The following is an 18,724-nucleotide window of genomic DNA, read 5'->3' as shown; positions in this document are numbered from 1 at the left end:
CTTGAGTGGCGCGTGCGCATGTGACGAGAGAGAGAGCTACAATGGCTGTTCCTAAGAAAAAAGTATCGCGTATGAAGCGCGGCTTTCGCCGTTCTACTGATGCTCTGGCACAACCAGCTTACGTGGAAGACAAGGATTCCGGCGAACTTCGTCGCCCGCACCATGTTGACCTGAAGAGTGGTATGTACCGGGGTCGTCAGATCCTTCAGGCTAAAGACGACGCTTAAGTCTGAAGCGATCAACGCGAGTTGATTTTGAAAAGGCCGTCCCTCGGGGCGGCTTTTTCTTTTTGTGGTGTTTTGCTTGAACTAAGAAAGGCCGCTCTGTGAAAGGGCGGCCTTTTTTATTTTCTGCTAACGTTGGCTTTCGAACGCTAACCTTGCAGCAAGGCCTGCAAACACAGCACCTAAAAGATAATTTGCCAGAAACTTAAGCTTTCCGTTGCCGCCGAGTGTTCGCATCATATGATTTGCTGCCACAATGACAGTCCCGTTGATGAAGAAGCCGACTGTGTTCAGCACCGTGGCAAGGATCATAATTTGTAATGCGACGTTTCCAGCTTCTGGTTCCACAAACTGAGGAAACAAGGCCAGGATGAAGATGACCATCTTTGGATTGAGCAGATTGGTTAGCAAACCCTGGCGAAACATCTGAATAGATGAGTGCTTCTTACTCTCAACAGTCGTAGTGACCGTTGCTGATTTTGAGGCAAATGCCTTCCAAGCAAGAAACAGCAAATAGGCGGCACCTACAAACCGGACAACATCATAAGCGATAGGAACAGCAAGGAAGAGCTGTGACAGGCCAAATGCTGCGGCGAGCGCATGAAAGTAGGTTCCTGTGGCTATTCCTACGAAGGTGGCTAGCCCTGCGCGTCTTCCCTGAGCTGCACTGCGGGAGGCAATGAGCAGCATGTCCGGGCCAGGAGTTGCAGTAAGGGCAAAGGACGCTGCCGTGAACAGAAGCAGCGTTGAAAGATCTGGCATTGCGTTTCCACCCGAGTTCGTATGCAAACGAGAGGTCATATCGGAATTGATCGCACACATCAAACTAGTTCAACTTTGCGGATGCGTTCCAGCAAAGAAAAACCGCCCCGTAGAGAGGCGGTTTTGGTGATTTGTCGTCATGTAATGTTACAGAGCGGGAGGTTCCCCACCGCTTGATTTTAACCGTTTGCGACGTACTGAGCGCCGTTGATGGTCATGACGGAGCCGGTGACGAAGGCTGCGGCTGTGGAGGCGAGGTAGCAGACCATGCCTGCGATCTCTTCTGCCTTGCCGAGACGACCGACCGGGATTTGACCGATGATGCCTTCCAGAACCTTCTCAGGGACAGCAGCGACCATGTCAGTGTCGATATAGCCGGGGCAGATGCAGTTCACTGTGATGCCCTTGCGCGCTGTTTCCTGCGCCAGTGCTTTTGTGAAGCCGATCACACCTGCTTTTGCTGCGGAGTAGTTGGTCTGGCCGATCTGGCCTTTCTGTCCATTGATGGAAGAAATGTTGATGATGCGGCCAATGCCACGCTCGCGCATGCCGTCCAGAACCGGGCGGCTCATTGTGAACATGGAGTCGAGGTTGGTTTTCATCACGGCGGACCACTGGTCGTAATCCATCTTGTGGAACCAGCCATCGCGGGTGATGCCCGCGTTGTTTACGAGAACTTCGACCGGGCCGAGTTCTTCTGCCACCTGAGCAATGCCTGCTTCACAGGCCTTAGGGTCTGCTACATCCCATTTGTAAACACTGATGCCGGTTTCTGCGCTGAATTTATCAGCCGCTTCCGTGTTGCCTGCATATGTTGCTGCAACTGTGTATCCTGCATCCTTCAATCCTTTGGAAATCGCTGCGCCGATGCCACGCGTTCCTCCGGTTACAATTGCTACCCTGCTCATCGATATACTCCCCGCCTTAGGAATAAAATATTGGAACCCACCGTTACAGGTAATAATAATGACGGAGCAAAGACAACTCCGTCATTAGTTAGGGAATTGACTTGAACTTTACGCAGGGACCATAAAGCTCAATTATTCCAATTAGGTGACATTACTACCAATGTTGAGGTTATTTTCTCTCAACACACAGTGCGATACCCATGCCACCACCAATGCATAGGGTTGCCAAGCCTTTTTTCTTCTCTTCGCGCTTCATTTCATGCAGAAGTGTTACAAGTACACGTGCACCGGACGCGCCGATTGGGTGACCAAGAGCGATTGCGCCGCCGTTGACGTTCAGCTTATCTGAGTCGATTCCCAGTTCCTGACCAACCGCAAGAGCCTGCGCTGCGAACGCTTCGTTTGCTTCGATGAGATCGAGGTCATCGATAGCCCAGCCAGCTTTTTCGAGTGCTTTTTTGGAAGCAGGGATTGGGCCAAGACCCATGTATGCAGGATCAACACCAGCGGTTGCCCATGACTTGATGGTTGCCAGCGGTGTCAGGCCACGCTTTTCAGCTGCATCTGCGCTCATCAAAACAAGAGCTGCTGCACCATCGTTGATGCCGGATGCGTTTGCTGCGGTGACGGTGCCGTCTTTTTTGAATGCCGGGCGCAGTTTCTGCATTGCGGAGATTTCAGCGCCCATGCGGATGAACTCATCATCTTCCACCACGCGCTCATTTCTGCGTTCTTTCACGGTGATTGGAGTGATTTCGTCTTTGAACTTGCCAGCTTTCAGAGCAGCTTCTGCTTTGTTCTGAGAGGAGACAGCGAACTCGTCCTGAGCTTCACGGGTGATCTGGTACTTTTCTGCGATGTTTTCTGCAGTGATACCCATGTGATAGCCTTGGAACGCATCAATCAGACCGTCTTTCAGCATAGTGTCGGTCATGGAGTAATCGCCCATTTTCACGCCGGCACGTAGGCTCTGGCAGTGTGGGGACAGAGTCATGTTTTCCTGACCGCCTGCAACGATGATGTCTGCATCGCCGGACTGGATCTGCTGCATACCCATTGCGACAGCGCGCAGGCCTGAACCACAAACCTGGTTGATGACGATTGCAGTCGAATCATCTGCCATGCCAGCGTTGATTGCTGCCTGACGTGCCGGGTTCTGGCCGAGGCCAGAAGTGAGCACGTGACCGAAGATGACTTCGTTGACGTCGTTTGCTTCCACTTTCGCCTGATCAAGTGCTGACTTGATAACCGCGGTGCCGAGGTCTTGAGCTGGGGTGTTGGCATAGGACCCGTTGAAGGATCCGATTGGGGTACGTGTCGCGCTTACAATTACAACATCATTAGGCGAGGTCATGTGCAATTCTCCAATATTTGTGCAATGCGGGACTTCTTATTCGCACGCAAATCACCAGGGCGGGCAGCCATGCTGGTGCATTGCAGCATAAGAGATCCTTCGAACTCGTAGAATACCTAATGGGCAGACTATTCAATTTGTAGGGGGTAAAGCCAGATGAATTCGATAAATCCAATTAAGACCATAGTAGACCAATGAAACCGCTAGCGTGAAAGGTGGGATTTAGCTTACTCTGCGGCTTACTAGTTAATCTCGTATGTAAAAAATATGGGATCAGGGGGGAGCTGGCCGGAGCAAATTGGGATAGTGTTCCAGATCAGCCATAATAGCGCATTGAGGTACTCAAATCTGATGGCTAAGACAAACGAAGCCACTATCATCAAGAAGTACGCCAACCGGCGGCTCTACAATACTGGAACCAGCACCTATGTGACTCTCGAGGATCTTGCGGTGATGGTGAAGGATGAAGATGACTTCGTCGTCATTGACGCCAAGTCCGGTGATGACATCACCCGGTCTGTTCTGACACAGATTATCTTTGAGCAGGAAAGCAAGGGGCAGAACCTGCTTCCGATTACCTTCCTCCGCCAACTGATCCGGTTTTATGGCGACAGCATGCAAAACCTCGTGCCGAGCTATCTGGAATTCTCCATGTCTTCTCTCACACGAGAGCAAGAGAAGCTGCGCAGCCAGATGAACCAGAATTTTGGCTCCTCAGCCTTTGAGGTTCTGGAAGATCAGGTGAAGCGCAATGCGGATATGTTTGACCGCGCGATGAAGATGTTCCTGCCGTTTGATGGTGCAAATCCTGCGGATATGCCGGGGCAAGCCCAAGCGCCTGAAAAAGAAGCTGCGCCTAAACCTGCAGAAACACAGGCCAGCAGTGGCGATATTTCTGATTTAAAAGAGCAGCTTGCAGAAATGCAAAAGCAGATTGCAGCTCTTGCGGCGGCCAAAAAAGACGCCTGATACATTCATATTACTGCTGAATTACGGAAGCCGGAGGGACGCCTTCGGCTTTTTTAATATATCCATGGGAACAGGCGGCAGGGGACTTTTTGTGCATAGGTTGTGTAGCCTTCGCAATCACTGGCGAGTGTTTTTTCTTCCGTTCTCATCAGTGGCAAGAAGCCGAGGATGATGAGGGGGATTGCGAGGATGGCGAAGAGTTTTGAGCCCAATATCATGGAAAGGCCTGCGATGCAGAACATGAGGCCGAGATACATGGGGTGGCGGACCAGCGCATAAGGCCCGCAGCTCTCGACGCATTGTTGCTCGTTCAGGTCAATTTGAGGTGTTGGTTTAGCAAATGGGCTTTTGCTGAAGGTCCAGACGATGAGAATGACACCGCAAATGAAGAGGAACAGGCCTCTGAGTATGGGTTTCACGTCTCCTGTTTGAGGCAGGATGTGCCAGAGGTGGGCGTCCAGAGCAGCGAACAAGAAGTAAACAAAGATCACCCCAAACAGAATGAGGGTGGCGCGTTTGTCTCCCTTCAGAGCCTTAGTAGGGAACGAGGTGCGCTCTTTGAACAGCCAGGGGTTTATGCGGGCGAGCCATAAGCCTACGCCGATCTGCGCAAAGTAAACCAGCGCGACAATCATCAAGCCGCGTGGCCATGCCAGTGATGAGCTGGCGAAGGCGATGGATGGCAGGATGGCGAGTGCGATGAATATGGTGAGCATCGCTGAGCTTATTGTCAGACGCAGATACAGACTTCCCTCCATCACGGCTTGTGGGTGTTGCAATCGCACAAGTTTACGGAGAGAAATCGTCTTTGAGGCGAACTGATTGCTGGTCTGCTGAATACCCGGTTAGTGGGATATTTCTAATTGGTTGGAACCTGCTCATTGATCAGTCCCAGCGTGCGGATGTAACTGGCGAATGCTGGTTCTGTGGTGAACTGGTAGGCGGTTAAGCCAGCTTCGCGGGCACCTTCCACATTGTCGAGGCGGTCGTCCACGAACAGCGCTTCTTCTGGTTGGAAGCCGTATTTCTCGCAGACTGTCAGGTAGATGTTCGGGTCTGGTTTGCGGGTTCCGAACTCGGCGGAGGCGTGGCCGCGGTCGCCAAAGATTGGCTCAAGTGCCGGGGCGACTTCGTAGAGCGCGTCTTTCAGCATCATGCCGTTGTTGGTGAGCAATGCGACTTCGTGGTTTTGCTTGATTGCTTCCACATGGGACAGCATGTCCGGCCATTCGGTCATCATATCCCGGCGGATTTTGACCCACGTTTCACGTGAAATAGGATGGCCCAGAAGCCGTTGATACTGCGAGAGGTATTCTGCTGCGGTGTGCGGTGTACCTGCTTCGGCTGCGTTTTCTTCTGGTCCTTTAAAGACGATGGCGTCGATTTCTTCGGCAGGTTTGCCGGTCATGTCTGCTAGGACATTCAAACGGTACGGGTGGTCATAATCGTAAAGGACGTTGTCCATATCAAAAATTACAAATCGAATAGGCATTGGAACCAATCTGATGAAGTGAACCATGGTGTGGTGCAGTTGCTGGGCGCAATATAATCCAGCAACTGCGGTAAAGTTGTGTCAGCCTGCGTCAGCTGTGAAACCAGCTGCTTCAATGCCTGCAATGGCTGCAGCTTCGTCGTTTTCGGATGTGTCGCCGGTGATGCCGACAGCGCCGAGAATTTCGCCGTCAGTGTTGCGGACCAGAACGCCGCCCGGTACCGGCACAATGCCACCGCCTGCAACGCCGTTGAGGGCCTGTACGAAGTGAGGGCGGCTTTGAGCGTTGTCGTTGAGCCAGCGGGAACCTGCGCCAACGGCTACGGCGCCATAGGCTTTGCCCATTGCGATTTGTGGGCGCAAAATTGATGAGCCATCCTGGCGTTCGAGCGCTACGAGGTGGCCGCCTGCATCCAGTACAGCGACGGTGAGCGGTTTGAGGCCAAGCTCGCTTCCCTTAGCCTGTGCTGCTGAGATGATTGTCCGGGCGTGATCAAGATTGAATTGCACCATAAGTATTTCCTGATAGGTTTTGCTGAATCACCCTGTTTTAGCAGAGGATGATGATGCGGGGAATTCTTCGTTAGGGGACCGGAGATTCACTGCCAAATACAAAGAGGGATTTTTCGTGTTTAGAGATTTTCATGCTCCGGGTCGCTCCGCTGTTTATGCACCACATGCGATGGCAGCGACATCCCATCCATTGGCTACCAATGCAGCGCTTGAAATTTTGAGAGAGGGTGGTACTGCCGTTGATGCTGCTGTGGCCGCGATGGCTGTTCATTCTGTCGTGGAACCGCATATGACGGGCATTGGTGGTGATTGCTTTGCCATTGTTGCGCAGCCGGATGGTACGTTGTCGGGCATGAATTCTTCTGGGCGTGCTTCTAAAAATGTGAGCGCGGATAAGCTGATAGCAGATGGTTTGCTTGATGTTGCCGTGGATTCAATTCACGCCGTGACCGTTCCGGGAGCCTTGCGCGGGTGGGAGAAACTGCTCAAGGACCATGGACGGTTTTCTTTCGACAAGGTTCTGAAGCGGGCGATTGGCTATGCGCGTGACGGATATTCAGTCTGCCCGCGTGTGGCTGCTGACTGGAAAGATGCTGTTGACTTTCTCAAGCGTGATGAAGGTGCGGCAGAGCTGTTTTTGAAGGATGGTCGTGCGCCTGTTGTTGGCGAAGTGATGCGCAATCTCCCACTGGCTGAGACACTGGAAGCTGTGGCAAAGGGTGGAGCGGATGCGTTCTACAGCGGCCCGATTGCTGAAGAGATTGCAGCCACTGTCCAGTCTAAGGGTGGTTATCTGACTGCGGAGGATCTAGCTGCGCATGAGGCTGTTGATCTGACGCCAGTCACCACAGACTATCGCGGTGTGACGGTTGCTGAGTTGCCGCCAAACGGGCAGGGCATTGTTGCTCTTGTCATGCTGGAGTTGATGAAGCGGTTTGACTGGGCTGATCTTGATCCGACGGGGCCGGAGCGGTTCCATCTGGAATTGGAGATTGCCAAGATTGCTTACTCTGGACGTGATCGTTTTCTTGCAGATCCTGAGTCTATGGAGTTTGACCCGCAGGCGTTTCTTGATAGCGACTACATCGACAGCCTTGCAAAGCTGATCCGCACTGATGGAGTGTTGCCGCGTCAGCCGGAAGAAGTTCTCTCGCCAAAGTCTGATACGGTTTATCTGAGTGTGGTTGATGAGAACGGTCTTGCGATCTCCTTCATCAACTCCATCTATCACGGCTTCGGCTCTGGCATTGCAACGCCGAAATCTGGTGTGCTGCTGCAAAATCGGGGCGCTTGTTTCACGTTGGAAGAAGGTCATCCCAACCAGATTGCTGCTGGAAAACGGCCAATGCACACCATCATTCCGGCGATGGTTCTGAAGGATGGCGTGCCGTATATGAGCTTTGGTGTGATGGGCGGTGGGTATCAGCCATGTGGGCACGCACATGTGCTCTCCAACCATCTGGACTACGGCATGAACATGCAGGAAGCCATTGATTGTCCGCGTATGTTCATTGATGAGAAATCTCTGTCCCTGCAGGCTGAAACCAGTGTTCCGGCAGAGACCGTTGAAGCTCTCAAAGCGCTGGGCCATGAGGTTTCCATTGTCGCGACCCCAATAGGCGGCGGACAGGCCATCATGTTTGACCGAGCCAATGGCGGCGGCCTGATTGGCGGCTCTGATCCACGCAAAGACGGCTGCGCACTGGGTTACTAAGGTGCTGGTGCTTTGCTGACTATGATGGGTATCCAGAGTGACTGGTTGGTTGCTCTGGAACCTCAACCGTCATGCCGGACAAGCGGAGCGCTGATCCGGTATCCAGTGCCAAAGGTGCTGGCGTTGGTGAGGGCAGCTCTGGATTCCGCATCAAGTGCGGGAAGACGAAGGATAGGGCTGGCAAGTGGGGCTCTAGGTCCCGCATCGCGCTACGCTTGTGCGAGATGGCGGTGGTGGGGTCTCACCAGCGTATCCTTGCGGCAACACCTTCCTATCATCCTGCAACTTTTCGTTGACAGGTGGTGCGTTCCATTCCACATTCATATGTGAGGCTTCACAACCTCCGAAAAGCGGTAACCGCTCCCGTCAACTAGCGGATTTTTTGTGCCTTTTTTCTGAGGGCGCAAACCCTTTGCTATGAGCGGGAGGGCGGTGAATACAACACCTCTTTCGAGAGGGAATAAACTCGCCTGTCTTTTCCAGGTTGTGAACCTCCCGCTCGCCAGCGGGCCGTCACAAGCTCATTGTCGTGCGGAACTTCAACAGCCAGAAAAGAAGGCTTTGAATATGGACGACTCTGCATGCGCCTGTGGCGCCACAAATACTCTTCAGAATGAAATTGATGACGTGAACTTTGCTGTTTCTGATCTTCAGAATCTTGCTTACATGCAGCATTTGGTGCTGAGCGAGCGGATGAAGAACAGCAGTGAACGTGACGTTCTCTTCACTTTGCACCATGCATTATCTGACCGCCTAGAGGCACTTGATAAGACCTGCGGAATTTTAACCGATGCGTTGTCCGGCACTTCCTTCCCTAAAGGATTTTCCGGTCACGCGACACGCAGCGTCGCCTCTCCAACACTGGTCAATACCAATAAAGCGTCTCTTGATTAGATCACTGTGAACGGCACTCCAAGGGCTGGCCTCGACCACCCTTGCACAGCCCTTCATGAGTGTCCTGCTGGTCTGCGGCCGGGCGTTTTGTGCCCGCAGGCCAGCATCTTCGTGTGTGTTTTTAGATGCGTTGATGGGTGTGGCTCTGGATCCCGGATCTGCGCGTTGCTTGTCCGGGAGGACGAGGGAGGGTGATTGCGTGAAGAGAAGGTGGTCGGCGTAGTTCTCGGCTGACGGTTTTCATGAGTATGCACAGAGGTGGATGCAGTTCCGAGCTGATGTTTGTTATATGCATGCGGAAAAGCGGGCTTATTCCTCTGCCAACCGATTTCCCCCCCAATTGTCGTCAGCCAGTTGGTTTCTCCCGGTGTCTTCCCGGGCGGAGCGGAGCGTAGACCCGGGACCCATACTCCCGGTGTTAGAGATTGATTGAGCGCTTCAGTGGAAGATTGAGGCAAGGGGGTATGGATCCCGGCTCGGGGGCCGGGAAGACACCGGTGGGTGGACTGTCTCAAAAAACTTATCCCCCCGGCCTCAAACCGTGCCCATACTAAGTGCATGCCTACGTAACGGGCTGCTGGCGGAGCGACCGTCAGTTTGTCGTAGGCTGGGCGGGGCTTCTGGAAGACGTAACGCACCTTTCAGAGGTCCGGTGAACCGAACTTCAAACGTGACCGCATGGTTTGAGGGGAAGGGCCCAGGACTATAGGGTATCACGCGGTGATAGATACAAGAGCACCGGCAGTAAAACCTGCTTTTGCAAATGGATCTGTCAAAGACGGAGGAACTGTTTGGGCATGGAAACGTGTCTGGGTAAGCCACTGTCTTTTCAGGAAACTGACTATCGTGCCTTATAGGCAAAAGAGGCGACGTTGTTCATCCCAAGAAAGCCCGGGCAAGGCGTGTAGCTGATGCCGAAGAAACATTTTTAAATAAGTAGCGCAGGTATTGCCTGCCGCCTTGCTCATCCCGACTTTCGGGAACTCTGGTTCCACACTGCATGAGAGGTCATGTGGTGGTGTTGGTGTTTGAGGAGCTCGTTTTGATAAATGGGATGGTCTACGATGATATCTATGCAGACATGGGCTCTTTGTTTGAAGATGATGAATTTCGAGTAGGTTTTAGGACGTGACGACTGTGCTTGCGCTGTGCGGCGGCCTTTGAAGAGATAGAAGAGCCTCCCCGACTGGCTGCTCTTGCTTCCATTGCAAGGCGCATTTGATGCGCAGATTCTGCGCGCTGTTCCGTTACACGTAAGTGTTGCTTAGATGCTAGTAGTCGTTTGAATAGAACGATTGCGTAGCCAATTGCAGGTAACAAAGCGATAAATGCACCTGCACTTACAGACATAGCGGCGATTGTAAATGACTCTGGCATTACGCGTCCTCCTGTGATGCTATCGTCTCATCCATCCTAGCTTGTGCTTCGAGCTCATGGTCCCTAATGCGTGCCCTCTGATCTTCTCTTGCAAACCACAAAATAAGTTGTCCTAAGCCATGAGAAATAAAAGACAAGGATATTCCTAGAAGTATAGCTGCGAAACTCGATAGGAGATTTGTGGCATCCGACTTTACAATTTCAACGAATGTTGCAACAAATCCTGTTACCAACGCACCTGCGGCTACAATATTAAGATAGTTGACCAAGTACTCTCTGGCTGAGGTGATTTTCTCATCTAAACCGTCATTAGGCAATATAGCTCGCACCTTTGAAAAATATGTGATCAAACAATTTTAAATTGCAATTAAAATTATTACTCCATCAAGTTATCAGTTGGGTTGACGGTGAGATACCTTAAGATCATGGGGGCTCAAGCGTTGTATTCGATGATGCGGCCTTCGCCGATGAGGCGGGGGGCTTTTTCGGTGGTGGTGTAGCTGATGGCGCCTTCTTCGGGTTCTACGCGGCGGCGGTCGCGCAGGTGGGCGGCGTTTTCTTTGATGCCGATGAGGTGGGCGAGGAAAGCGGAGTTGCAGCGGAAGACGTTGATGCGCTTTGGCAGTTCATAGAACTGGGCGTCTTTTTCGTGCTGGGTCTGCGTGGTGGCGACATCCTCAGAGACTTGTAGCTCTTTGCCTGCTTTGCCATAGGTGTTCCGTCTTGAGACAGTCTCTGCGTTTTGCTCTGTGATTTTGGCGTGGCGGCGAGAACCGATATCGCGATAGCGACGATCAGCGTCTGTTCCAGTGTTAATCGCTTTTCCAGTGCGGGTGACACGCATGACTTCACTCCCCCGACTGTCTCAAAATGAGACTGATGCCGTTTCCTGGGATTCACATCGCAAGGCGCGTGCCAAAGCTTAGGTTTTTATTAGGATTTTAATTAGTTGAGTGCAGCGAGATTGCTGAGATAATGGGAAAGGTAAGCTGGTACAGAAGGTTAGAGTTTGTCGACCTGATCTTCAGGACCGCTGACGAGCAGGGTTACGCCGTCCTCTGTGAAGGTGCGTTCGATGATTTCCAGCTGTAGCAGAATGACCTGGCGTTCCAGTTCGGCACTGCTGGAGAAGCTGGCGGAGACACTGCGGGTTTTGATGCGCAGCCATGGCACAAGTTCAGCTTCCCGAATGGCGAGATTGGCCGCGCCGGAGTAGGCCCGTGCCAGACCGCCAGTGCCCAGTTTTGTACCGCCGAAGTAACGGACGATGATGACGCCCACATCGACAAGGTCTGCCCCAATGAGTGTTTTGAGTGTGGGCATGCCGGAGGTGCCTGCGGGCTCGCCATCGTCTTTGCCGCCTTCATCGATGCGTCCCTCGGGGAGCATTCTGCGGAAAGCGGTGACGTGGTGGTTGGCTTTTTTGTGCTCGTCCCGAAGGTCCGCCAGCCGTTGAGCAAAATCTACATGAGGTACCAGAAAGGCAAGAAAGCGTGACTTCTTTTCTTCCAGTATCGCGTTGTATTCCTGCTCAACGGTGAAGAGGGGCATCAGATCATGCTCCTACCGGTTCTTTGCTTTTGAAGTGTTTGGAAAGCTTCAGAGCCTGACCCTGATAGTTGGAGCCAATGCCTTCGCCGTAAAGGGTTTCTGGCACTTCCTCCATGTGTTCGTAAACAAGGCGACCAACTGTCTGGCCGTGTTCTACGATGAAGGGAACGTCGTGAGAGCGGACTTCGAGAACGGCTCTGGACCCTGTGCCACCAACGGTGGAATGGCCGAAGCCGGGGTCGAAGAAGCCTGCGTAGTGGACGCGGAATTCGCCGACGAGCGGGTCGAATGGCACCATCTCAGCGGCGTATTGCGGTGGGACGTGAACGGCTTCCTGCGAGACCAGAATGTAGAACTCGTTGGGATCGAGGATGAGCGTTGCATCGCCGCGGTTGTACAGCGGCTCCCAGAAGTCTTCCGGGTCCTGCGCGTCTTTGCGGTCAACGTCGATCACACCTGTATGGCGCTTGGCACGGTAGCCGATGAGGCTGTCTTTGCCAGAGCCTTTCAGGTCGATAGAAACCTGGACGCCGTTGTTGATGGCGTCTTCATCCTTGCCGCCAGATACCAGCGTGTGCTGGTTGTGCACTTCGGTCAGGTCTTCATCATTGATGATGGTTTCGCCATTGCGGAAGCGGATCTGAGACAGGCGAGAGCCTTCGCGAACCAGCACTGGGAAGGTCTTTGGAGAGATCTCAGCGTAGAGCGGGCCTTTGTAACCAGCTTCAACACGGTCAAACGCGCGGCCCTGGTCTGTGATGACGCGGGTGAACACATCGATGCGGCCCGTGGAGCTTTTGGGATTGGCTGTGGCGGACTGCTCAGTCGGGAGGTTTAGCGCCTCCTGAAGGCGGACAATGTAAACGCAGTTGGTTTCCAGCACGGCGCCTTTGGAGAGGTCGATCTCGTGCAGGATGAGCTTTTCCAGCTTGTCTTCCACTTTTGCGTCAGGGCCGGGCAGAAAGGATGCACGGACACGCCATGCTTTTACGCCGAGGCGCAGGTCAAGACTGGCAGGCTGAATCTGGTCCTCATCCGGCACTCTGTCTGCTTTAATTGCACCGCTGGCAAACATAGCTTCAATCGCTTTTGCCGGAAGAATGCCTGTCATTGTTGGTTCCGCCCCACTCGTACTCAAATCGTTCTGACACTGATTAACGTAAGTTTGATCTCTCGCCAAGTCTGCAACCTACGCTGATTGATTGACCCTACTGTATTTTCGAGGTAAAACCGCTGCCTATTCCGTGGTGATTTGGTCGACCGGCTTGCAACCACGTAAAACAAGTAGCTAAAGGGTCGGGTTCTTGTATAGACCTCGGCCCGCGCCGGGGTTTTTTAATGAAGGGGTAGAGCAATATCTCTTCGGGCAGGAATGAGCGATGACAGACGCAAAGAACTGGAAGCCAGCAACTCGGCTTGTTCATGGAGGCACAACGCGCTCCAGCTTTGGTGAAACATCCGAAGCTATCTTCCTTACACAAGGGTATGTTTACGACAGCTCAGAAGCGGCAGAAGCACGCTTTTTGGGCGAGAATCCGGGCTATATCTACTCCCGGTACGCAAACCCGACTGTAGGAATGTTCGAACAACGAATGTGCGAACTGGAAGGTGCTGAGGCCGCACGCGGCACGGCTTCTGGTATGGCGGCTGTTAATTCTGCGATTATGGCCTGCGTAAAAGCTGGCGATCATGTGATTGCACCAAAGGCGCTGTTCGGTTCCTGCCGATACATCATCGAAAAGCTGCTGCCACGTTACGGTGTGGAGTCCACGCTGATTGATGGCACTGACATTGAGCAATGGAAAGCAGCTGTTCGTCCGAACACCACAGCGGCATTTCTTGAAAGCCCAACCAACCCGACGCTTGAAGTGATCGATATTCCTGCTGTGGCGGATATTATTCACGAAGCTGGTGGACGGCTTATCGTCGACAACGTGTTTGCGACTGCTATCTGGCAGAGCCCGCTGGCACTTGGTGCGGATGTGGTGATCTACTCTGCGACCAAGCATATTGACGGACAGGGGCGATGTCTGGGCGGTATTGTGCTTTCCGATGAGAAATGGATCGTGGAAGAGTTCCATGACCCGTTCAAGCATACCGGACCTGCGATGAGCCCGTTCAACGCTTGGGTTCTGCTGAAGGGGCTGGAGACGTTGTCTCTGCGTGTTGAGCGCCAGACTGCGAATGCTGGGAAGCTGGCAGATTTCCTTGCGGATCACTCTGCAGTGTCTCGCCTGATTTACCCTGGTCGCGCTGATCACCCGCAGGCGGATATTGTGGCTAAGCAGATGCAGGGTGGGTCTACCATGCTGGCGTTTGATCTGGCTGGTGGCAAGGAAGCGGCCTTCAAGTTCTCCAATGCACTGGAGATTGTCAGCCTTTCCAACAACCTTGGTGATGCGAAGAGCCTGATCACGCATCCGGCGACGACGACGCACCAGAGTGTTGCGGAAGATGCGCGTCTGGAACTGGGCATTACAGATAAGACGCTTCGTCTTTCTGTTGGTCTGGAAGATGCAGATGATCTGCTGGAAGACGTCGCGAAGGCGCTGGCAGCGGTTTAAGCGCGTTGCACATTATAACTGGCGTGAGGGCATCCAACTGGGTGCCCTTTGTGCATTGAAACGTAATGCTGAGATTGGTTGCCAGCCTTGGAGTTGCTGCTGTTAGCTGTTGCTGGCTGCCACCACCACATCTCGACGAGCGCTGGACAAGGTGATGACGAACCCGGCGATAACATCCAGAAATGTGATGGTCATGAGCAGCAGGAAGAGCGGGGTAGCGGCTTCTTGCACCGAGAGGAACTCAATCAGGTAGGCCACGAGGATCAGCAAGGACAGACTGTGATCTACCAGTGAGAGTGTGCTGGTTCTGGTGGCTTTGATGATCTCGACGAAGAGCAGCACCAAAGTGCCTGCAAGCAGAAGGGTGGCGACATCCAGAGGAACGAGTAGTCCGGATGGCAGTGGGATCTGGAATACAATGGCAGCCCAAGGAGTGACGTTGTAGCCCTGATCAAGCACCGGCTCTAGATCTTCAAACCACCGAAATGCCACAGCGTTGTAGAGCAAGAACGGAATAAGCGTGAGTGGAATAGTCCTCATGTGGTTGTCCCCGGAAGAGCTGGAAGCGGTATCCTATCGGAAAAGATTAACATTAATGCTGGGGGTCTGTGATGCCCTGAAACCGGGAGGGGTAACGCTTCGAGTGGTTTAATGCCTAGGGCCTTCATTTTTAGTGGAGTTCTAGGGAATACGACGCGTGCGACTGTGAATAGTGAGGGGGCGTCGCACACGTTCCGTCATGCGACGTTCTATATGAGAGAGTTCGTTATAATTATCGACGGCGATGCCGTTCCAATATTTGACAATGGGAAGGCCTATGCGGAGTTGAAAAGCACCAATGGGATAGTTGATGTCGCTGTGATAGCGGATCTGTCCAACAAATGTGGTCTTTAATCCTGGTAGGCCAAACCAGCCTGCATGGGATATTTCAAACCGTCCCTGCGCTCCGCTTATCTCTTCAATGTTGTTGGCAGTTCTATAAAAGCCTCCTGCATAGATTCGGAGGCCGAACCCCAGATCTTCAGTTCCGGGGAGGTCGTAACCGATCTCTCCTGAGAGATTGAGGAGAGGGACGCTTTCGCGTTGGTCTATGCTGCCCGGCTCTGGTTCCAGAATACGGGCTTTGCTTGTCGGGAATTGTGCGTTGAAGCGAGCTTCATAGTTATTTGCCAGAAACTCGATGCCCGTGGTGACTGCAGTTTCGGGGCCGCGTTCATAATCTTCCTTGTAGTTCATGAAGATGTAGGTGCTGCCAATCAGGTTTGGCCGCACAAAGTGACGGAGGCCACCGCCAGCACTTAGGAGATATACAGCGTCAGAGGAGTTGCGAGAGCGGATATCTGCGAAGAACATGCCATGACTGTCCTGAAAAACCGGCGTGATGACTTCGGCGGCTCCAGACGTGTTATTGCGGTCTGTCTCAAACAGGCCGATGAGGCGGGGTTGGTACTTGCCTTGCGGATTGAAAGTGAAGTGGTCGTCTAAATCTAAGAGTGATTGGGCCAGGCTGGCAGAGGTATGCAGCGCCACAAGGCAGAGCAGAAGACGCAACAAAGTTTGCAAAAGCTGGCCCATTTGCTCTCTTGGTGCTGGCGAGAATGCGAAGTTTGCCTGCAGTATTGGAGGTTACTTACGTTTCTGATAGTCCCGCCATCCAATGGGCTATCCTTGCCAAGCTGAGAGGAACTGAAGATCTTCACAGCCAGCAAATTGAGTGCATCGCTCCAGTTCAGCTTCCAATCGTTGTAGGCGACCTTTGCCCATGCGAATGCTAGTCTCGGGCCAGAAGCGTTTCACGGCCAAAGCATTGGAGGTTTTGTCACGTTTCATATCAACGCGGCCAATTAACTTGTCCCCCTCCATTACCGGGAAGACGTAATAACCGTATTGCCGTTTTGGTTCAGGGACGAAGATTTCGATGCGGTAATTGAAATCAAAGAGGAACTCGGCACGCTTGCGGTCTCTTAATGCCGGATCGAATGGACTGAGGATGCGGATCCGCTGGGAAGGAGTATCGAGAGATTTCAGCTCATCTTCAATTTGAGGGCGTGCGAGGCATAATTTGGGCTTCGTGTCGCTGGCAGCCTGAATCTCAATAGGGATCAGTTCCTGATGCTTCTGGGCATGCTCACACCACGCTTTTACATCGGCAAGGTCTAGTTTGTCCCAATAGGCTGCAATTTCGCTGGGCGTAGCGAAACCAAGGCGGTCGATTGCAGAGTTACAGGCCCAATCCACGGTCTCTTGATGACTGGGCTTGGTGGTCAGATGATCAGCAGGGATGACGCGCTCTGTCAGGTCATAGAGTTTCTGGAAGTTCTCGCGCCGGGAGACGGAAATTTGTCCGGTACGCCATAGGTATTCAAGCGCTGTTTTGGATGGGTTCCACTCCCACCATCCGCCTTTGCTACGCTTTTCATCCTTGCCGACATCTGAGGTGCCGGCGGGGCCGTTTTCTTCGATATGCCTTAGAATGAGGTTGAGTTTTTCCTGATACTCGGCACCACGCCAGACCTTCCAGCGAGATTGCAAGCTCTCTGCGCTCTTTTGGAAGCGGTAGTGCCAATAAGGGAAGAACTCGGTTGGAATGATTGAGGCATCATGCGTCCAGTGCTCAAAGAGGCTTCTGTCATTCTCCAGCAGTTTCTTGAGATGTTTGGGGCGGTAACTTTGGCGGCGTGACCATAAGATCATGTGGTGCGCACGCTCTACAGTGTTGATGCTATCAACCTGCACAAAGCCAATGCGGTGAATGAGATTGAGGAGGTCCTCTCCTTTCGAGGAGCCTGTTGGCGCTTCGAGAAGGGCGTGTTTCTGCAGAAACAAGCGACGCGCAGCGGCGTTATCAACTTTTAAAACTAACTGCGCTTCCATAGTCATCAAAGTCTCCTGCTTGGTCAGACGTACCTAGGCTAGGAGAGGCAGCGCCTTGCCGCAAGCAGTCCGCATCAGATAGTTGTGGGTTTGTTCCTATTATGTTCTCTAAATGGAGGTTGCATTGGACTTTGCAGAAAAACAGCGGGGTGTGTTTCAGCGGATGATTGTCGGAGCGTTGGTGACCGCGATTGTGCTTTTGTTTGGTGCGCTTCTCAATCCATTTGGATTTGCCGCGGACTGGAATGCCTCTGAACGGCTTTGGGTGGCAGCGGTTTCATTATTATCACCTGCCTTGCTGCTTATGATTTCCATAGGTCGTCTGGCGATGCGCAGGTTTTATCATGCTGATGACATTGATGGAGGAGGGCTAACCCACGGCAGTGAGGAAGCCAAAATGCTGCAGAGTATTTTGCAAAATACACTTGAGCAGGGGGTGTTGGCAGGGTTCATCTACATTGCTTGGGCTGCGGTTATGCCCGGTAGCACGATGTCTGTGCCTTTGTTAGCAGCACTGCTGTTTGCGCTTGGGCGTATCCTGTTTTTTGCAAGCTATGAGAAGGGTGCACCATGGCGTGGAACCGGCTTTGCGCTGACCTTCTATCCAAGTATTTTAATGCTGGTGGTCGTGCTGATTACGTTGATGGCCGGGTTGTAGTGCTCACTTTGGTATGTGGCGAGCGACTACGAGGTGTCCACGCACCGGATTTTCGCACTCCTGCCGGAGTGTGGTCTGCGTAAAGTCGATGACTGCAAAGTCAAATTGCTTCAAGAGATTGCGGAGGTAGTTTTCTGTGTGTGTGAAGCGGCAGCTGTCACTCATAATGTAGGGTGGAGTATCGGAGGTAGGCTCCATCACAGCTTCAGCGGAGAACAAGAACACGCCATTCTTTTCGATGTTATGGGCGACACCTGCGAAGAGGTCTTCCAATGAACCAAAGTATGGAAAGAGCTCTGATGCGATTATTAAGTCCCATTTCTGAGGATGATCCTGATCGAGAAACTCGTTGATTTCGCATTGTTGGAGATCGTCGTAGATCTCCTTGTCTTTCGCTAACTTGAGCATCTCCTCTGAAATATCGACGCCAGTTTTATAAGGGATCTGATCTTCGAAAAGTTCGGCAGCTAAGCCAGTGCCACAACCTAGATCTAAGAGACGTTTAAAGGGGCCAAGATTGAGAGTGGTGATTTTTTCGTGGATCTTGGTTGGTAGGCTGTATTGGAGGATCTCCAGAAGCTTGATATCAAAAATCTTCGCTTTCTGGTCAAACAGAGCGGAAACATACTCGGCTGGCATGCTGTCCAGTTTTTCTGAGTTCGCGTTTGCTAGCGGTAGATCAAGGGCATCTTCTGAGCTTTCAGAGCCCCCTTGCCCAAGAAGGTTTAGCAAGTGATCGGCAGCTCCGTTGAACTCTCCGGTCTCTTTGAGGTTGAGTACATGATCATAGATCACGAAATGCCGGAGGAAATCTGCAACGGGGTTTGTTTCTTGTTCTTTTTTGTCATTCTTCATCGCTGAGCAGTATCC

The 18,724-nt window shown here is 52.5% G+C and carries 21 protein-coding genes and 1 riboswitch; of the genes, 7 read left to right on the top strand and 14 right to left on the bottom strand.

The window, feature by feature from the left end:
* Positions 1 to 41: 41 nt before the first annotated feature.
* On the top strand, positions 42 to 227 hold the full coding sequence (gene rpmF, locus BM231_RS00840) for a 50S ribosomal protein L32 (protein WP_057464705.1): 186 nt from the start codon (positions 42 to 44) through the stop codon (positions 225 to 227).
* 126 nt (positions 228 to 353) lie between these two features.
* Here the strand turns inward: rpmF and BM231_RS00835 are convergent, their stop codons facing one another.
* The 3 genes from BM231_RS00835 to BM231_RS00825 form a co-directional block, all read right to left on the bottom strand.
* Positions 354 to 986 (bottom strand): LysE family translocator, encoded by a 633-nt coding sequence (locus tag BM231_RS00835; protein WP_093516045.1) that lies wholly within the window; start codon positions 984 to 986, stop codon positions 354 to 356.
* A gap of 179 nt (positions 987 to 1,165) precedes the next feature.
* Positions 1,166 to 1,894 (bottom strand): acetoacetyl-CoA reductase, encoded by a 729-nt coding sequence (gene phbB, locus BM231_RS00830; protein ID WP_063294535.1) that lies wholly within the window; start codon positions 1,892 to 1,894, stop codon positions 1,166 to 1,168.
* 169 nt (positions 1,895 to 2,063) lie between these two features.
* A complete protein-coding gene (locus BM231_RS00825) occupies positions 2,064 to 3,248 on the bottom strand; it encodes an acetyl-CoA C-acetyltransferase (RefSeq protein ID WP_093516043.1) in 1,185 nt (394 codons plus the stop codon).
* A gap of 351 nt (positions 3,249 to 3,599) precedes the next feature.
* On the opposite strand from BM231_RS00825, the gene phaR reads away from it, so the two are divergent.
* Positions 3,600 to 4,217 carry a polyhydroxyalkanoate synthesis repressor PhaR gene (gene phaR, locus BM231_RS00820; RefSeq protein WP_208859967.1) on the top strand — a complete coding sequence of 206 codons (618 nt, stop codon included), beginning with the start codon at positions 3,600 to 3,602 and terminating at the stop codon, positions 4,215 to 4,217.
* Positions 4,218 to 4,270: 53 nt separating this feature from the next.
* On the opposite strand, the gene BM231_RS00815 is transcribed toward phaR, so the two are convergent.
* The 3 genes from BM231_RS00815 to BM231_RS00805 all read right to left on the bottom strand — a co-directional run bounded on the left by BM231_RS00815 (position 4,271) and on the right by BM231_RS00805 (position 6,222).
* On the bottom strand, positions 4,271 to 4,933 hold the full coding sequence (locus BM231_RS00815; protein ID WP_093516039.1) for a methyltransferase family protein: 663 nt from the start codon (positions 4,931 to 4,933) through the stop codon (positions 4,271 to 4,273).
* 143 nt (positions 4,934 to 5,076) lie between these two features.
* Complete coding sequence (locus BM231_RS00810) at positions 5,077 to 5,709, bottom strand: HAD family hydrolase (RefSeq protein ID WP_093516037.1); 633 nt, start codon at positions 5,707 to 5,709, stop codon at positions 5,077 to 5,079.
* Between the two features lie 81 nt (positions 5,710 to 5,790).
* On the bottom strand, positions 5,791 to 6,222 hold the full coding sequence (locus BM231_RS00805; protein WP_063308930.1) for a GlcG/HbpS family heme-binding protein: 432 nt from the start codon (positions 6,220 to 6,222) through the stop codon (positions 5,791 to 5,793).
* A gap of 115 nt (positions 6,223 to 6,337) precedes the next feature.
* Between BM231_RS00805 and ggt the strand changes: the two genes are divergently transcribed.
* The 3 genes from ggt to BM231_RS00790 all read left to right on the top strand — a co-directional run bounded on the left by ggt (position 6,338) and on the right by BM231_RS00790 (position 8,830).
* A complete protein-coding gene (ggt, locus tag BM231_RS00800; protein ID WP_244527128.1) occupies positions 6,338 to 7,936 on the top strand; it encodes a gamma-glutamyltransferase in 1,599 nt (532 codons plus the stop codon).
* A gap of 71 nt (positions 7,937 to 8,007) precedes the next feature.
* Positions 8,008 to 8,232 (top strand): hypothetical protein, encoded by a 225-nt coding sequence (locus BM231_RS00795; RefSeq protein WP_093516035.1) that lies wholly within the window; start codon positions 8,008 to 8,010, stop codon positions 8,230 to 8,232.
* A gap of 271 nt (positions 8,233 to 8,503) precedes the next feature.
* Entirely contained in the window at positions 8,504 to 8,830 is a 327-nt protein-coding gene (locus BM231_RS00790; protein ID WP_093516033.1) for a hypothetical protein, read from the top strand.
* 1,071 nt (positions 8,831 to 9,901) lie between these two features.
* Here the strand turns inward: BM231_RS00790 and BM231_RS26825 are convergent.
* The 4 genes from BM231_RS26825 to BM231_RS00770 all read right to left on the bottom strand — a co-directional run bounded on the left by BM231_RS26825 (position 9,902) and on the right by BM231_RS00770 (position 12,869).
* Entirely contained in the window at positions 9,902 to 10,207 is a 306-nt protein-coding gene (locus BM231_RS26825) for a hypothetical protein (RefSeq protein WP_139226326.1), read from the bottom strand.
* Between the two features lie 433 nt (positions 10,208 to 10,640).
* Entirely contained in the window at positions 10,641 to 11,051 is a 411-nt protein-coding gene (locus tag BM231_RS00780; protein WP_093516029.1) for a hypothetical protein, read from the bottom strand.
* Positions 11,052 to 11,209: 158 nt separating this feature from the next.
* A complete protein-coding gene (locus tag BM231_RS00775) occupies positions 11,210 to 11,758 on the bottom strand; it encodes a YigZ family protein (RefSeq protein WP_093516027.1) in 549 nt (182 codons plus the stop codon).
* A gap of 4 nt (positions 11,759 to 11,762) precedes the next feature.
* Positions 11,763 to 12,869, bottom strand: coding sequence for a 2'-deoxycytidine 5'-triphosphate deaminase (locus tag BM231_RS00770; RefSeq protein WP_093516025.1), 1,107 nt, complete (start codon positions 12,867 to 12,869; stop codon positions 11,763 to 11,765).
* A 123-nt stretch (positions 12,870 to 12,992) separates the two neighbouring features.
* A riboswitch (SAM riboswitch) is annotated at positions 12,993 to 13,070 on the top strand.
* 67 nt (positions 13,071 to 13,137) lie between these two features.
* On the opposite strand from BM231_RS00770, the gene BM231_RS00765 reads away from it, so the two are divergent.
* Positions 13,138 to 14,322 (top strand): O-succinylhomoserine sulfhydrylase, encoded by a 1,185-nt coding sequence (locus BM231_RS00765; RefSeq protein ID WP_093516022.1) that lies wholly within the window; start codon positions 13,138 to 13,140, stop codon positions 14,320 to 14,322.
* Between the two features lie 102 nt (positions 14,323 to 14,424).
* Here the strand turns inward: BM231_RS00765 and BM231_RS00760 are convergent, their stop codons facing one another.
* The 3 genes from BM231_RS00760 to BM231_RS00750 form a co-directional block, all read right to left on the bottom strand.
* A complete protein-coding gene (locus BM231_RS00760; protein WP_093516020.1) occupies positions 14,425 to 14,862 on the bottom strand; it encodes a hypothetical protein in 438 nt (145 codons plus the stop codon).
* Positions 14,863 to 15,003: 141 nt separating this feature from the next.
* Entirely contained in the window at positions 15,004 to 15,897 is an 894-nt protein-coding gene (locus tag BM231_RS00755) for a hypothetical protein (RefSeq protein WP_208859966.1), read from the bottom strand.
* A gap of 87 nt (positions 15,898 to 15,984) precedes the next feature.
* Positions 15,985 to 17,196: a winged helix-turn-helix domain-containing protein gene (locus BM231_RS00750; RefSeq protein ID WP_093516970.1), complete on the bottom strand. Its 1,212-nt coding sequence runs from the start codon at positions 17,194 to 17,196 to the stop codon at positions 15,985 to 15,987.
* 124 nt (positions 17,197 to 17,320) lie between these two features.
* Here BM231_RS00750 and BM231_RS00745 point away from each other — a divergent pair, with 124 nt between their 5' ends.
* A complete protein-coding gene (locus tag BM231_RS00745; RefSeq protein ID WP_208859965.1) occupies positions 17,321 to 17,854 on the top strand; it encodes an MAPEG family protein in 534 nt (177 codons plus the stop codon).
* Between the two features lie 3 nt (positions 17,855 to 17,857).
* Here the strand turns inward: BM231_RS00745 and BM231_RS00740 are convergent, their stop codons facing one another.
* Positions 17,858 to 18,709, bottom strand: a complete 852-nt coding sequence (locus tag BM231_RS00740; protein WP_093516018.1) for a class I SAM-dependent DNA methyltransferase — start codon at positions 18,707 to 18,709, stop codon at positions 17,858 to 17,860.
* Between the last annotated feature and the right edge of the window lie 15 nt (positions 18,710 to 18,724).

It is taken from the genome of Pseudovibrio ascidiaceicola (assembly GCF_900114245.1).
In the GTDB taxonomy this organism is placed as follows: Bacteria; Pseudomonadota; Alphaproteobacteria; order Rhizobiales; family Stappiaceae; genus Pseudovibrio; species Pseudovibrio ascidiaceicola.
The sequence above is the reverse complement of the archived record's forward strand: the minus strand, read 5'-3'. Positions and strand labels throughout refer to the sequence as shown.